The sequence below is a fragment of the Bacillus sp. FAU20 genome (assembly GCF_056033865.1).
Map to the genome: position 1 here is coordinate 355,538 of NZ_JBVYHY010000003.1, position 15,555 is coordinate 371,092.

Below are 15,555 nucleotides of genomic sequence, written 5' to 3' on the forward strand. Positions count from 1 at the left end.
TTGTAACAGATGAGCAAATGTATACAATTTTATATAGCAAGTATGTATATGCGATTTATGCATATAAAGGACCTATAGGAAGGTTCAAAATCGTTTATACAATGTAATCGGCAACACTTTCTAACAAGTTTAGAAAAATATTGTCGAATTATAAAGGAATTTTTTAATTTATATCGAATACAAAATACGACACGGAGATGGAGTTATGGGGAACAGAATTCCCGAAGAAGTTGTTGAACAAATTCGGACATCATCCGATATTGTAGAAGTCATTGGTGAATACGTTCAACTTAGAAAACAGGGGCGTAACTATTTCGGCCTTTGTCCATTTCATGGTGAGAACTCTCCTTCATTCTCTGTTTCATCCGATAAGCAAATTTTTCATTGCTTCGGATGTGGAGAAGGTGGAAATGTATTTTCCTTTCTAATGAAAATGGAAGGACTGGCTTTTACCGAGGCTGTTCAAAAGCTAGGCGAAAGAAATGGAATTGCGGTTGCAGAGTACACATCAGGGCAAGGACAACAAGAAGACATATCTGATGACACTGTCATCATGCAGCAAGCTCATGAATTATTGAAAAAGTATTATCATCATTTATTAGTAAATACGGAAGAGGGAAATGAAGCACTTTCATATTTATTAAACCGTGGTATTACGAAAGAAATGATTGAGAAGTTTGAAATTGGTTATGCATCACCTGCTTGGGACGCAGCGACGAAAATTTTACAAAAAAGAGGTTTATCGCTGTCTAGTATGGAACAAGCTGGCCTTCTAATAAGAAGTGAGAAGGATGGTAGTCATTACGATCGCTTCCGCGGAAGAGTTATGTTCCCGATCTATACGTTACAAGGTAAGGTAATAGCATTTAGTGGAAGGGCGTTAGGAGATGACACTCCGAAATATTTAAATAGTCCTGAAACGCCGATTTTTCACAAAAGTAAATTGTTGTATAACTTTCACCAAGCAAGACCGTTTATTAGAAAGCGTGGGCAGGTGGTTCTTTTTGAAGGATATGCCGATGTGCTAGCTGCGGTAAAAAGTGGTGTGGAAGAAGCTGTTGCGACAATGGGAACAGCTTTAACTGAAGAACAAGCAAAACTTCTGCGACGTAACGTTGAAACTGTTGTTCTTTGCTATGATGGTGATAAAGCAGGGCGAGAAGCGACGATGAAAGCAGGGCAATTATTGCTAAAAGTTGGTTGCCAAGTGAAAGTCACATCCTTGCCAGATAAGCTTGATCCTGATGAATATGTGCAACAATATGGCACTACTGCTTTTGAAAATCTTGTGAAATCAAGTGTGAGTTTTGTTGGTTTTAAAATAAATTATTTGCGTTTAGGGAAAAATTTGCAAGATGAGTCTGGCAAAGAAGAATATGTGAAAAGTGTTTTAAAAGAGTTATCGTTGTTACAAGATGCGATGCAGGCAGAGTCATATTTGAAGTCATTATCGCAAGAATTTTCGTATTCAATGGAAACACTTTTGAACCAATTGCACCAATATCGCAAAGAACAAAAGGTACAGCAAAAACAAATAAAGCAGGTTGCTAAACCGTCTCAAGTCGTTCAAACAAAACCTAAGTTAACAGGTTTTGAAAGAGCGGAAAGAGAAATTATTTACCATATGTTGCAAAGTGCAGAAGTAGCTGTTCGTATGGAATCCCATATAGAAGATTTTCATACAGAAGAACATAAAGGGATTTTATATGAACTATACGCATATTATGAAAAGGGAAATGAACCTTCAGTCGGAACATTTTTAAGTTGGCTCTCTGATGAAAAGTTGAAAAATATTATCACTGATATTTCGACGGATGAATTTATTAATCCAGAATACACTGAAGAAGTGTTGCAAGGCCATTTGGAGACGCTTAGACGGCATCAGGAAAAACTTGAAAAGATGGAGATCATCTTTAAAGTGAAACAAATGGAAAAAACAGATCCTGTAGAGGCTGCTAAATATTATGTAGCATATTTACAAAATCAAAAAGCGAGAAAATAGCTTTTTTGATAAATTTTTAGTATAATGAATGTTTGTATCTCGCGTAAGGAGGGGAACAGATGGCTGACAAACCAGCTCGTTCTAAACAAATTGAAACTGAAATGACCCTTGAGCAAGTGAAAGAACAACTCACTGAGCTCGGAAAAAAACGTGGCGTTCTTACATATGAAGAGATTGCAGAACGCATGAATGGATTTGAAATTGAATCCGATCAAATGGATGAATACTATGAATATTTAGGTGAACAAGGCATTGACTTAGTTGGTGATAATGACAACGAAGAAGGCCCTAATAATCGCCAAATTTCAAAAACAGAAGAAGAGTTTGACCTCAATGATTTAAGTGTACCACCTGGGGTTAAAATCAACGATCCTGTTCGTATGTATTTAAAAGAAATTGGTCGTGTAGACTTACTATCTGCAGAAGAAGAAATTCGACTTGCAACGCGTATTGAAGAAGGCGATGAAGAAGCGAAACGTCGTCTTGCAGAAGCAAATTTACGTCTTGTAGTAAGTATTGCAAAGCGCTATGTAGGCCGTGGTATGCTTTTCTTAGACTTAATTCAAGAAGGTAATATGGGTCTAATTAAAGCTGTTGAAAAGTTCGATTATCGTAAAGGTTTCAAATTTAGTACGTATGCAACTTGGTGGATTCGCCAAGCTATTACACGTGCCATTGCAGACCAAGCGCGAACAATTCGTATTCCAGTTCATATGGTTGAAACGATTAATAAGTTAATTCGTGTACAACGTCAATTATTACAAGATTTAGGTCGCGAACCGTCTCCTGAAGAGATTGGTGAGGAAATGGATCTTGCTCCAGAAAAAGTACGTGAAATCTTAAAAATTGCACAGGAGCCAGTTTCTCTTGAAACACCAATTGGTGAAGAAGATGACTCCCATTTAGGTGACTTTATTGAAGACCAAGAAGCAACATCGCCTGCGGACCATGCAGCCTATGAATTGCTAAAAGAACAATTAGAAGATGTGTTAGATACGCTAACAGATCGTGAAGAAAATGTTCTACGTCTTCGTTTCGGTTTAGATGATGGACGAACTCGTACGCTTGAAGAAGTTGGGAAAGTATTCGGCGTAACGAGAGAGCGTATCCGTCAAATTGAAGCAAAAGCACTTCGCAAATTAAGACATCCAAGCCGTAGTAAGCGTCTTAAGGATTTCTTAGAATAGGTTATTTTTTAAGTTTACTTCACCTTTGTGAAGTAAACTTTTTTATTTTGTTAATTTTTGTTAAAATTTAGCTGTGGGCAACGATTACAATTTCTTGTAATTTATTTTACAGAATTGTCTTTTGATTTGCAAATGCTCATTTTTCGATTTTTCGATTAATTTTGTTTATTATATACAAAAATATATGTAGAAAAGCGAAAAATATGATGAGAAACGTTAATAATTATCGAAATAATAAGCGATATGACAATAAAAAACAATAAACTGAATTTATGGAATATTTTTAACAAGTAGTAGTTTGCTCTTTTCTGATAGAGCGTTTTCAAGTACAATATAAATGACTGAATCATCTAACTATTTAGGGGTATAGAGGGGGGAGAAGAGATATGAAACGTAATCCGCTGATTCCGTTCGCTCTTATTGCAGCATTGGGTATTATCGTTATGTTTGTATTTTCATTTCAGGGGCTAAATAAATCTAAAGAGTTAGCTGATGCAAAAAATGGCGGGAAGCCAGCACAAACAGCATCAAAACCAGAGGATATTGTGAAGCAAAGCTGTACGAGCTGCCATGGTGATCAGTTACAAGGGGCAGTTGGACCTAACTTACAAAAAATTGGTGGGAAACTTTCAAAGGATGAAATTAAAGAAATTCTTTCGAAAGGAAAAGGCAATATGCCTGCCAATATAGTTCCAGCTGATCAAGCTGCTAAAGTAGCTGATTGGTTATCGAAGAAAAAATAAAGTTCCGTATGACAAGCCTTTTGCTTATGCAAAGGGCTTGTTTTTCTATATTTTCTAAAATACGATGAATGATAGAGTGGTGAATTGTTGTTATGGGCTTGCAACAACTACTATAAATTCATTATCATGGAGACAGACTGACAAGAGAAGGAGTAATGGAAATACATGAATGAAGTAAAGCTTTCAAAACGATTAGAAGAAGTTGTGCGTGAAATACCAGTAGGATCTACAGTTGCTGATATTGGATCGGATCATGCGTATTTACCGTGTTATACAATTATAAATAATATTGCTACAAAAGCAGTTGCAGGAGAAGTTGTAGATGGACCATTCCGCTCTGCACAAGCAACTGTAGCTGAAAGTGGCTTACAAGATAAGATAGATGTGCGTAAAGGGAATGGATTAGCTGTTATCGCGCCAGGAGAAGTAGATGTAATTACGGTTGCTGGGATGGGTGGAGCGTTAATTCGTGATATTTTAGAAAGTGGTAAAGAAAAATTAAAAGGTGTAACGCGTTTAATTTTACAGCCGAATATTGCAGCGCATCACATTCGTGAATGGTTTATTGAGAATGGATGGGAGCTTATCCATGAAAAAATCGTAAAAGAAGATGGAAAAATTTATGAAATTCTAGTAGGGGAGCGGGGAAACATCGCGTTGCCTTATTCTGAAAATAAACAAGCTGAATTGTTTATGGGACCATTTTTAATAAAAGAAAAAAGTGAAGCTTTTGTTGAAAAATGGGAAGGAGAATTAAAAAACTTCCAAAATATTTTAAAACAGTTAGAACGTGCGACTGATTCTGAAGAAACAAAAGCGAAACGTGAAGAAGTAGAAGCGAAAATGAAAATGATAGGGGAGATTTTATCATGAGTAAAATTCCGAATGGTCATGAAATAATTTCTTTATTTGAAAGTATGTATCCAAAGCATTTAGCGATGGAAGGTGATAAGATTGGTTTGCAGATTGGAGCGCTTAATCAACCTGTGCAGCACGTATTGATTGCTTTAGATGTAACGGAGGAAGTTGTGGAAGAAGCGATTCAATTAGGGGCAAATGTCATTATTGCTCATCACCCTTTAATTTTTAACCCGTTAAAAGCGATTCATACAGATAAGGCGTATGGGAAAATTATTGAAAAGTGTATTAAAAATGATATTGCAATCTATGCAGCGCATACAAATGTGGATGTTGCTAAGGGCGGGGTAAATGATTTACTTGCTGAGGCGTTAGGATTGCAAAATACAGAAGTTTTGGCACCAACATATGCAGAAGAAATGAAAAAAGTTGTTGTGTTTGTGCCAGTCACTCATGCAGAAGAAGTAAGGAAAGCATTAGGAGACGCAGGTGCTGGTCATATCGGCAATTATAGCCACTGTACGTTTAGTAGCGAGGGTACAGGCACATTTGTACCTCAAGAGGGGACAAATCCTTATATCGGGGAAACTGGACAGTTAGAACGTGTAGAAGAAGTGCGAATCGAAACGATTATTCCAGCTTCATTCCAGCGAAAAGTGATTAAAGCAATGGTAACGGCGCACCCTTATGAAGAAGTAGCATACGATGTGTATCCGCTTGATAATAAAGGTGAAACGTTAGGCTTAGGAAAAATAGGATATTTACAAGAAGAAATGACGCTTGGTCAATTTGCAGAACATGTGAAACAATCATTAGATGTTAAGGGTGCAAGAGTTGTCGGTAAGTTAGATGATAAAGTGCGTAAAGTAGCTGTACTTGGTGGAGATGGTAATAAATATATAAACCAAGCGAAATTTAAAGGAGCAGATGTATATGTAACTGGTGACATGTACTATCATGTTGCTCATGATGCGATGATGCTTGGTTTAAATATAGTTGACCCAGGACATAATGTTGAAAAAGTAATGAAGCAAGGTGTACAAAAGCAACTGCAAGAAAAAGTGGATGCAAAGAAATTCAATGTTCAAATTCATGCTTCGCAGTTACATACAGATCCATTCACATTTGTATAAGAAAAATAAAAACCGTTGCTCCATTAGGGCAACGGTTTTTATTATTCTTCTTTTTTCACCTTTACGCGAGGTAATATCTTTTGTAACGGTACTTTTCGAACTCTTTCCCATGTAGCGGGATTCATTGGATTATATTGCTCTAAGAACGCGATAACTTCTTTTGTAATCGGCGTTGGTGTAGAAGCACCTGCTGTGACAGCTACGTTTTCTACACCTTGTAGCCACTCTAATTGAATTTCGCTTACATCAGCAACTCGATATGCTTTTGTACCCGCGATTTCTTGTGATACTTGTGCTAGGCGATTTGAATTGTTACTTTTCGGATCGCCAACAACAATTGTTAAGTCTGCAACATCAGCTTGTTTAGCGACAGCTTCTTGGCGAACTTGAGTTGCTAAACAAATTTCTTTATGGAATTCTGCTGTTGGGAATTTTTTTTGAATGTCCTCCATTAAATGTTGAACATCCCATTGACTCATCGTTGTTTGATTCGTTACTAAAATTTTATCTGTTGGGATTTCTAATGTTTTTAAATCATCGGCTCTTTCGATAAGGTGAACGATGTCAGGTGCAATACCAACTGCGCCTTCTGGCTCAGGATGATTTTTTTTACCGATATAAATGACATGATATCCTTCCGCTTTTTTAGCTTCGATAAGATCATGCGTTTTGGTAACATCTGGGCAAGTGGCATCGATTGTTGTTAAACCTTTTTCTTTTGCGCGTTGTTTAACTTCTGGAGAAACACCGTGTGCTGTGAAAATAACAGTACCAGAATCAATCTTATCTAAAATTTCTAAGCGACTTGGACCGTCTAATGTGATGATTCCATCTTCTTCAAAAGCGTCTGTAACATGTTTATTGTGAACAATCATACCTAAAATATAAATGGGTCTCGGCAATGATTTATCTAATGCGGCGTTACGTGCAATTACCATTGCATCGACAACACCGTAGCAATAACCACGAGGGGAAATTTTAACAATTTTCATATGAGTAATCCTCTCCTTCTAAACAAGGGATACTTTTGTGCATAGTCTTTTACATTATAAAGGAGGAGTGGATAGAAAACAAAGGATTGTTACACATATAGTTTTGGTTTTGTTGCTGTTTGTTGAACTGGTTCTTTCGGTAACTCTTTTTGTATTACAGGTTCAATCACTATTTTCTTTCGTTTTCGTTTCTTTTTTTGAGGTGCAGGAGGCGGACTTTCTACCTCAACTGGCTCTGTTACATTTTCTGTTTGATTTTCTTCCGTGCTTTTTCCAGAGGTGAGGATTTTAACAATGCTTGGTAGACTACGCATAATAGGACCGTACTGTTCGACAACAGGACCTACAGATTGAACGACTTGGGATACTTTTTCGATGTTATTTATCATATTAGTTGGATTCGAAATTAAGTTCGAAAAAAAACTGCCGATGCCACTGCTTGCTGTTGCCGCAGCTGTAGTTGCGCCGCCGCGCGTTTCATTTGATTCATACATTTGAGGCGGTATCATTTGCTCAGGGTGTTGCTGCATGTATGGTTGATATTGTGGATGTTGCTGCGGATATTGTTGGTGGTATTGCTGCTGATATTGCTGTTGATATTGCGGCGGCGACGGTGGTTGCTGATGCATCATCGGTTGCCCTTCCATTTGTCGGTAAGGTGGAACCATTTGCATAAAAGGCTCGGTTGGATCGTGTTTTTTAAAAAGCTTGGCAAGAAAACCTTTCTTTTTTTGTACCATTGGTGGTAGTTGTGGAATTGGATATGGTGTATAAGGTTGCTGCCCTGGATTCGGATACATTTGCCTTGTAGGGGATTTCGGAAACATGTGAGAAATCCTCCTTTCTTCAGTTAGGTATATACACATACAATATGCAATAAAAGGGAAGAAGGTTAGTTTTTGAAGTGAAAACCTAAACTAAAGATGGATTTTACTTGTAGATTTCGATATAATGTAGACTTGACTGATTTGTGCGCGCAGTAGAAATTTTAGAAAGAAGGTGTAACTTATGACACAACAAACTTTTACACAGTATGATTTTAAACCATTTTTAATAGATGCAGTTCGTGAACTACGCTTTACAGAGCCGACAGGAATTCAGCAGAAAATTTTCCCGGTTGTGAAAAAAGGTGTAAGTGTAATTGGACAATCCCAAACAGGTTCTGGGAAAACACATGCATACTTACTTCCTACATTAAACAGAATTAATGCAAGCCGTGAAGAAGTACAACTTGTTATTACAGCGCCTACTCGTGAGTTAGCACAACAAATTTACGAAGAAATCGTGAAATTAACAAAGTTTTGTGCGGAAGACCAAATGATTACAGCACGTTGTTTAATTGGTGGAACTGATAAACAACGCTCAATTGAAAAGTTGAAAAAACAACCTCATATCGTAGTTGGAACACCAGGACGTATTAAAGATTTAGTAGAAGAGCAAGCATTATTTGTTCATAAAGCAAATACGATTATTGTCGATGAAGCAGACTTAATGCTTGATATGGGATTCATTCATGATGTAGATAAAATTGCAGCACGCATGCCTAAAAACTTGCAAATGTTAGTTTTCTCTGCAACAATTCCTCAAAAACTAAAACCGTTTCTGAAGAAGTATATGGAGAATCCAGAACATATTCATATCAATCCAAAACAAGTTGCAGCTGGAAACATTGAACACTATTTAGTGCCTTCTAAACATCGTAATAAAATTGATTTAGTGCATAAAATGCTACTTCAATTTAAACCGTATTTAGCAGTTGTTTTCACGAATACGAAAAAGATGGCAGACCAAGTTGCTGATGGATTAATGGAACGTGGCTTAAAAGTTGGACGAATTCACGGGGATTTATCACCACGTGATCGTAAAAAAATGATGAAACAAATTCGTGACCTGGAATTCCAATATATTGTTGCAACTGATTTAGCAGCACGTGGTATTGATATTGAAGGGATTAGCCATGTTATTAACTATGAGCTACCATCAGATTTAGATTTCTTCGTTCACCGCGTTGGAAGAACAGCACGTGCGGGGCATTCTGGTATTGCAGTGACGATTTATGATCCAGCAAACGAAGAAGCGTTAGATAGCTTAGAAAAACAACGTCATATCGAGTTTAAACATGTAGATTTACGTGGAGATGAGTGGGCAGATTTAGGTGAGCGTCGTCGTCGTAAGAGCCGTAAAAAGCCAAATGACGAACTTGATGTTATGGCAACAAAAGTTGTTAAAAAACCGAAAAAAGTAAAACCAAACTATAAACGTAAACTTGCAACAGAACGTGACAAAGTGAAGAGAAAATACAGCCATAAAAAAAGATAAGGGATTTCCCTTATCTTTTTTTTATCCTGCTAATTTAAATGAAGAGTATAGTCTGTCTAAATAGTCATATGAATTTGTGTAGTGCGTCTTTTGTGAACAAACAATTCACTACATATTTCTACAAATTATGCTATCATTATATCTATTGTATATTGAAGAGGTGATTGTATGTTAAAGATTGGATCTCATGTTTCCATGAGTGGTAAGAAAATGTTATTAGCAGCAAGTGAAGAGGCTGTTTCATACGGTGCAACAACGTTTATGATTTATACAGGTGCACCGCAAAATACACGAAGAAAACCAATTGAAGAATTGAACATAGAAGCAGGAAGAAAACATATGGAGCTGAACGGAATTGAGGAAATTATCGTCCATGCACCGTATATTATTAATGTTGGGAATACGACGAAGCCAGAAACATTCCAATTAGGCGTAGACTTTCTTCGCATGGAAATTGAAAGAACATCGGCATTAGGTGTAGCAAAACAAATTGTTCTTCACCCAGGAGCGCACGTTGGTGCTGGAGCAGATGCTGGTATTCAACAAATTATTAAAGGGCTTAATGAAGTATTAACGCCAGAACAGACGGTTAACATTGCGTTAGAGACGATGGCAGGAAAAGGAACAGAATGCGGTCGTAGCTTTGAAGAAATTGCAAAGATTATTGATGGTGTGAAATATAATGAAAAGCTATCTGTATGCTTTGATACGTGTCATACGCACGATGCAGGATATGATATTGTAAATGACTTTGACGGCGTATTAAACGAATTTGATAAGATCGTTGGTATAGATCGTTTACAAGTACTTCATATTAATGATAGTAAAAATGTACGCGGAGCAGGAAAAGACCGTCATGAAAACATTGGATTTGGTCACATTGGGTATAAAGCATTGCATCACATTGTACATCATCCACAGTTAATGCATGTACCAAAAATTCTTGAAACACCGTATGTAGGGGAAGATAAAAAAGATAAGAAGCCACCATACAAATTGGAAATTGAAATGCTGAAAAACGGCACTTTTGATGAAGGGCTTCTTGAAAAAATTAAAGCGCAATAAGGAGGGGAAATCCCCTCCTTATTTTAGTAGTTGCTGAAATAACGTATTTACTTGTTGGGCAGTGGCAGGGGAAGTTACTTTTGCGATCTGTTTTAAGAGCTCTAGTCGCTCGTTGTTATCGTAAATATTAATATTTTTACCCTTCATAAGTAAAACAATTTGATCAGCTTGTGCTGCTGTAATGGGAACTTCGTATTCTTTGCTATATTTTAATAACTCTTTTGTAGAAATATGATTTAATTTTTTATTAACAATTTGTTTAATGAGGTTCATCTTGTTATCCTCCTTCACGCGTTCTTCTATCGAAATATATGAGCATGTAGCTTGTACATATTCGTATGGAGTTTCTTTTTTCATGAGGAAAAGAAGCGTATGTTATAATATAAGAACGAAACTACAGAAAAAGAGTACAGGGAGGGCTTATGGAGCAAAAGCAACATCGAAAAGAAAGTGTTATTCATCTCATTTATCGTTTAGTTATGATTATTTTTGGAGCAGCATGCGCGGCGGTAGCAATTGAACTATTTTTAATGCCAAATAAAATTATTGATGGTGGAATTATTGGTATTTCTCTTATATTAGATTATCTTACTCCTAACATTTGGTGGTTAAGTTTTTCTACTTTAGTCGTTGTTCTCAATATCCCATTTATGTATTCCGGTTATAAGCAAATTGGAAAAACATTTATGTTATCTTCGACATTTGGTATTGTAGCGTTAGCTTTCATTGAGTCAACGTTACATGCGGTACCACCATTTACAACAGAACCTATTTTAGCGACAGTGTTTGGGGGTCTTATTTTAGGGCTTGGTGTAGGACTTGTAATTCGTCATGGTGGATCGCTAGATGGAACTGAAATTATGGGGATTTTATTAACGAAGAAATTACCGTTCTCTGTTGGTGAATTCGTAATGTTTGTGAACTTATTTATTTTTGCATGGGCAGCATTTGTGTTTGGTGTGGAACAAGCGATGTATTCTGTTATGACGTACTATATCGCATTTAAAACGATCGATACAGTAATTCAAGGGCTAGATGAAACGAAGGCGGTTTTAATTGTATCTGATCAATATGAGGAAGTATCAAACGCGATTTTGCATCGTCTTGGCCGTGGAACTACAAAGCTTGTAGCGAAAGGTGGTTACACGGATAAAGAAAAAGAAGTTATTTATGCAGTTGTAACGCGTCTAGAAGTGACGAAGTTAAAATCAATTGTGCATGAAATTGATGAAAATGCGTTTGTTACGATTATGAGCACGCAAGAGACAAATGGTGGTAAGTTTAAATCGGCTATTCACTAAAAAGTTTATAGGAATATTTTTCGAAAGCAGAGAATTTTTCTCTGCTTTTTGTTATAATAGTAAGGTTTCTTGAAAAAATAGATATATTTTAGGCAGATTGGTTTACAACTATAATAAGCTGTACTATAATTCAAATAGATATAAATCGGAATCATTCTGAATTAAAATAGGTGAGATGCTATGAATAATATATTAGAAATTGAAGGTTTAACATTCCGATACGAAGATCGGAATGTGTTAGAAAATATTAATTTGCAAGTTCCGAAGGGAGCTTTTTTAGGTTTAGTGGGACCGAATGGTTCAGGTAAATCAACTTTACTTAAGTGTTTATTAGGTGTTTTAAAGCCAAAAGAAGGAAGCATTCGCGTGTTTGGCGTTGATAGTAAGAAGTTTAAGGAATGGAACAAAGTTGGTTATGTATCCCAAAAGGCAAATAGTTTCAATTCTGGTTTTCCAGCAACTGTTTCTGAAGTTGTGTCAATGGGACTTGTTTCGAAAAAAGGGCTTTTTCGCTTTTTCACAAAAGAGGATAAGAAAAAGGTAGAAAAAGCAATTGCTGATGTAGGGATGAGTGAGTTTCAAGGTCGTAACATTGGAGAGCTTTCTGGTGGACAGCAACAGCGTGTATTTATTGCTCGTGCGCTCGTTAGTGATCCTGAATTGCTTATTTTGGACGAGCCTACTGTTGGAATCGATGTGAAAAATGTGGAAAGTTTTTACGAAATATTAGAGGATTTAAACAAAAGGCTCGGGATCACATTAATTCTTGTTACTCATGATATGGGAGCTGTTACTGAAAAAGTAACACATGTTGCATGCCTAAACCAACATCTACATTTCCATGGAAATGTAGAGAAGTTCCGAGAGTTAGAAGATGCAGAAATGTCCGTTTTATATGGACATCATGTTCATCGTTTAGAACACGAACATGAGCATCACGGGAGGATATAATGATACAAGATTTTTTACAATATGACTTTTTACGTAATTCTTTATACGCAGGTATTTTAATTGGACTTGTTGCACCACTAATTGGTGTGTTTGTTGTTATTCGTCGTTTATCTCTTATTGCGGATGCATTAAGTCACGTGACGTTATCGGGTATTGCAGCAAGTTTATTACTTGAAAAAACCATTTTTACAGGTGGATTTTTAAACCCCTTATATATGGGGATGATTTTCTCGATTGGTGGAGCGCTACTAATCGAAAAGTTACGAACTGTATATAAGCACTATCAAGAATTAGCAATTCCGATTATCCTTTCGGCAGGGATGGGGGTTGGAGTTATTTTCATTTCACTTGCAAATGGATTTAACACAGACTTATTTAGTTATTTATTTGGTAGTGTCAGTGCTGTAACAAGTACAGATTTAATTATTATTGGGATTGTAGCAATTGTTGTTGTTGCGACAATTATTTTATTATATAAAGAGCTGTTTCTATTATCATTTGATGAGGAATACGCAGTATCAACTGGTTTAAGAGCGAAATGGATTCACTTTATTTTCATTATATTAGTTGCTCTTGTCATTGCAGTATCAATGCGTGTAGTAGGGGTTCTTCTCGTATCATCATTAATGACGTTACCAGTTGCAGCAAGTATTCGTATTGCTAAAGGATTTAAACAAACAATTTTCTTTTCCATTTTATTTGGTGAAATTGCAGTAATTGGTGGAATGTTTGCTTCGTATCAACTTGATCTAGCGCCAGGTGGTACAATTGTTATGATAGCAGTTCTTATTTTAATCGGTGCGATTTTATGGAAGAAGAAAAAAACTGCATAAAGTAGGGATAGGTATGAATCTAACAGAAGCTTTACGCCTAATGAAAGAAAAAGGATACAAACATACTGGAAAAAGAGAAGAGATGCTCAGATTATTTGCAGCACATAATCGTTATTTAACTGCGAAAGATGTTTTAGAGCATATGAAAGATGATTATCCAGGGCTTAGTTTTGATACGATTTATCGTAACTTAACAGTTTTTGCTGAGATTGGTGTTTTAGAACAAACGGAATTAAATGGTGAAAAACATTTTCGTTTTACTTGTTCTATTATGGAACATCATCATCATTTTATTTGTTTGGATTGTGGAGGAACGAAAGAGATTACTTCCTGCCCAATGGATTTTATGAATAAAGATTTTACCGGTTATGAAGTAACGGGTCATAAGTTTGAAATATATGGTCGTTGTCCAAAATGTGCAAAGTAAAAGCTCGTCGGTTATATAACTGACGAGCTTTTTTACGTAGAAAAGAAGGTTGCTCACAAATATTGTGGCAACCTTCTTTTTATTGTTCTTGCGTCTCTTTTTCTTTTTCTCGTTCAGCAGCCATTTCAGCAGCAATTACGTCGATTTCTTTTTTCAGTTCTTCTACCATTGTTTCTTCTGGTACTTTACGAACGACTTGCCCTTTACGGAACAATAATCCCTCTCCACGTGCACCGGCAATACCGATATCAGCTTCACGAGCTTCACCAGGGCCATTTACAGCGCAACCAAGTACCGCGACTTTAATTGGTACTTGAAGTGTAGAGATGTATTCTTCCACTTCGTTAGCGATGCTAATTAAATCGATTTCAATACGACCACAAGTTGGACAAGAGATAAGTGTTGCTGCGTTAGATGCAAGACCGAATGATTTTAATAGTTCACGAGCAACTTTTACTTCTTCAACTGGATCAGCACTTAATGAAATACGTAATGTATTTCCGATGCCTTTATTTAAGATTGCTCCAAGACCAGCAGCACTTTTTACAGTTCCGGCAAACAATGTTCCAGATTCTGTAATACCTAAATGTAATGGATAATCAAAAGCGCGAGCAGCTTTCTCATATGCTTCGATTGCTAAGTTAACATCAGAGGCTTTCATAGATACGATAATATCGTGGAAATCTAAGTCCTCTAAAATTTTAATATGATGTAGCGCGCTCTCGACCATACCATCTGCAGTTGGGTACCCGTACTTTTCTAAAATGTGACGCTCTAATGAACCAGCGTTTACACCAATACGGATTGGAATACCGCGCTCTTTTGCTGCATTTACAACAGCTTCTACTTTATGGCGACGACCGATGTTACCTGGATTGATACGTACTTTATCGATGCCACCTTCAATTGCTTTTAAAGCAAGGCGATAATCAAAATGAATATCAGCAACAAGTGGAATGTTGATTTGTTTTTTTATATCAGCAATAGCATCTGCTGCGCGTTCATCTGGAACGGCAACGCGCACGACTTGACAGCCGGCTTCTTCTAAACGCTTGATTTCAGCAACTGTTGCTTCAACATCATGTGTTTTTGTTGTTGTCATACTTTGTATAATTAATTCATTATTACCGCCGATTGTTAAATTACCGACTTTAACTGGACGTGTTTTTGTACGATGAGTCATTTCATTCACGAATAGATCGCTCTCCTTATAAAAGAAGTTTCTTATTTAGTCCCTCATATCAATGATAGTATACGTGATATAGGGCTATAGAAACCGAAGTACTCAGTTTCACTTTTACTATTGTATCAGCGCCTTTATGTAATTGACAAGGATTAAGTGATAGCTTATTGATATAAGGGGAATTTATAAGACTTTCCAATTTGTATTTTTGTAGCAGATGTACTTTTGTTTAATTGTTTAAAGTCGTCAATGACTTTTTCTATGGAAGGAATTTTTTTCTTATTAATTTGTTCTGTAATAGAAAGAACTGTCTCACCAGTTTTTACTTCAATTGTTTTATAAGATACATCCGTTTCTTTTTCTGTTTTGTTCTCTTTATTTTGTTGGCTGTCTGTGTTTTCTTTTTTAATCGTTTGAGCAGTAGTTGTTTTTTTATATGCACTTAACATCGGTAAAGTACCGATTTTTATATCGTAATAAAATATATAACCGAGAACAAGCACGAATAGGAATATACCTAATCTCTTCATATTCTTCACTCCTTTGCTAGGAATATATGCT

The 15,555-nt window shown here is 36.5% G+C and carries 16 protein-coding genes; 11 read left to right on the forward strand and 5 right to left on the reverse strand.

Features of this window, described 5'->3' with window-relative positions:
* The first annotated feature begins 205 nt into the window (after nt 1–205).
* From dnaG to AC0OM3_RS02120, 5 genes are all read left to right on the forward strand, one after another.
* Nucleotides 206–2,002, forward strand: coding sequence for a DNA primase (gene dnaG / locus AC0OM3_RS02100; RefSeq protein WP_000528221.1), 1,797 nt, complete (start codon nt 206–208; stop codon nt 2,000–2,002).
* A gap of 59 nt (nt 2,003–2,061) precedes the next feature.
* Entirely contained in the window at nt 2,062–3,189 is a 1,128-nt protein-coding gene (rpoD, locus tag AC0OM3_RS02105) for an RNA polymerase sigma factor RpoD (RefSeq protein ID WP_000764065.1), read from the forward strand.
* A gap of 386 nt (nt 3,190–3,575) precedes the next feature.
* A complete protein-coding gene (cccA, locus tag AC0OM3_RS02110) occupies nt 3,576–3,932 on the forward strand; it encodes a cytochrome c550 (RefSeq protein WP_000828141.1) in 357 nt (118 codons plus the stop codon).
* A 165-nt stretch (nt 3,933–4,097) separates the two neighbouring features.
* The gene (locus AC0OM3_RS02115) at nt 4,098–4,805 is read left to right on the forward strand and encodes a tRNA (adenine(22)-N(1))-methyltransferase (RefSeq protein ID WP_001006535.1); all 708 of its coding nucleotides are present in this window, start codon (nt 4,098–4,100) and stop codon (nt 4,803–4,805) included.
* Complete coding sequence (locus AC0OM3_RS02120) at nt 4,802–5,923, forward strand: Nif3-like dinuclear metal center hexameric protein (RefSeq protein WP_474211034.1); 1,122 nt, start codon at nt 4,802–4,804, stop codon at nt 5,921–5,923. The genes AC0OM3_RS02115 and AC0OM3_RS02120 overlap by 4 nt, the downstream gene beginning before the upstream one ends.
* A 41-nt stretch (nt 5,924–5,964) precedes the next feature.
* Here the strand turns inward: AC0OM3_RS02120 and AC0OM3_RS02125 are convergent, their stop codons facing one another.
* Together AC0OM3_RS02125 and vrrA are read right to left on the reverse strand one after the other, a co-directional pair.
* A complete protein-coding gene (locus AC0OM3_RS02125; protein WP_000706661.1) occupies nt 5,965–6,915 on the reverse strand; it encodes a 4-hydroxy-3-methylbut-2-enyl diphosphate reductase in 951 nt (316 codons plus the stop codon).
* Between the two features lie 89 nt (nt 6,916–7,004).
* Entirely contained in the window at nt 7,005–7,742 is a 738-nt protein-coding gene (vrrA, locus tag AC0OM3_RS02130) for a VrrA/YqfQ family protein (protein ID WP_000484172.1), read from the reverse strand.
* Between the two features lie 181 nt (nt 7,743–7,923).
* On the opposite strand from vrrA, the gene AC0OM3_RS02135 reads away from it, so the two are divergent.
* A complete protein-coding gene (locus AC0OM3_RS02135) occupies nt 7,924–9,234 on the forward strand; it encodes a DEAD/DEAH box helicase (RefSeq protein WP_000194018.1) in 1,311 nt (436 codons plus the stop codon).
* Nucleotides 9,235–9,402: 168 nt separating this feature from the next.
* Nucleotides 9,403–10,299, forward strand: a complete 897-nt coding sequence (locus AC0OM3_RS02140) for a deoxyribonuclease IV (protein ID WP_000912460.1) — start codon at nt 9,403–9,405, stop codon at nt 10,297–10,299.
* A gap of 18 nt (nt 10,300–10,317) precedes the next feature.
* On the opposite strand, the gene AC0OM3_RS02145 is transcribed toward AC0OM3_RS02140, so the two are convergent.
* The gene (locus tag AC0OM3_RS02145) at nt 10,318–10,572 is read right to left on the reverse strand and encodes a DUF2624 domain-containing protein (RefSeq protein WP_001048954.1); all 255 of its coding nucleotides are present in this window, start codon (nt 10,570–10,572) and stop codon (nt 10,318–10,320) included.
* Between the two features lie 149 nt (nt 10,573–10,721).
* Between AC0OM3_RS02145 and AC0OM3_RS02150 the strand changes: the two genes are divergently transcribed.
* The 4 genes from AC0OM3_RS02150 (at nt 10,722) to AC0OM3_RS02165 (ending at nt 13,811) form a co-directional block, all read left to right on the forward strand.
* Complete coding sequence (locus AC0OM3_RS02150) at nt 10,722–11,600, forward strand: YitT family protein (RefSeq protein WP_000435963.1); 879 nt, start codon at nt 10,722–10,724, stop codon at nt 11,598–11,600.
* A 180-nt stretch (nt 11,601–11,780) separates the two neighbouring features.
* Entirely contained in the window at nt 11,781–12,551 is a 771-nt protein-coding gene (locus AC0OM3_RS02155; RefSeq protein ID WP_001059662.1) for a metal ABC transporter ATP-binding protein, read from the forward strand.
* Nucleotides 12,551–13,384 carry a metal ABC transporter permease gene (locus AC0OM3_RS02160; protein ID WP_000613815.1) on the forward strand — a complete coding sequence of 278 codons (834 nt, stop codon included), beginning with the start codon at nt 12,551–12,553 and terminating at the stop codon, nt 13,382–13,384. Before AC0OM3_RS02155 ends, AC0OM3_RS02160 begins: the two co-directional genes overlap by 1 nt.
* Before the next feature lie 13 nt (nt 13,385–13,397).
* Entirely contained in the window at nt 13,398–13,811 is a 414-nt protein-coding gene (locus AC0OM3_RS02165) for a Fur family transcriptional regulator (RefSeq protein WP_001054516.1), read from the forward strand.
* A gap of 79 nt (nt 13,812–13,890) precedes the next feature.
* Here AC0OM3_RS02165 and ispG read toward each other — a convergent pair whose 3' ends face one another.
* Complete coding sequence (gene ispG / locus AC0OM3_RS02170; protein ID WP_153577907.1) at nt 13,891–14,994, reverse strand: flavodoxin-dependent (E)-4-hydroxy-3-methylbut-2-enyl-diphosphate synthase; 1,104 nt, start codon at nt 14,992–14,994, stop codon at nt 13,891–13,893.
* Nucleotides 14,995–15,158: 164 nt separating this feature from the next.
* A complete protein-coding gene (gene yqfZ / locus AC0OM3_RS02175) occupies nt 15,159–15,524 on the reverse strand; it encodes a protein YqfZ (protein ID WP_000825404.1) in 366 nt (121 codons plus the stop codon).
* Nucleotides 15,525–15,555: the final 31 nt, after the last annotated feature.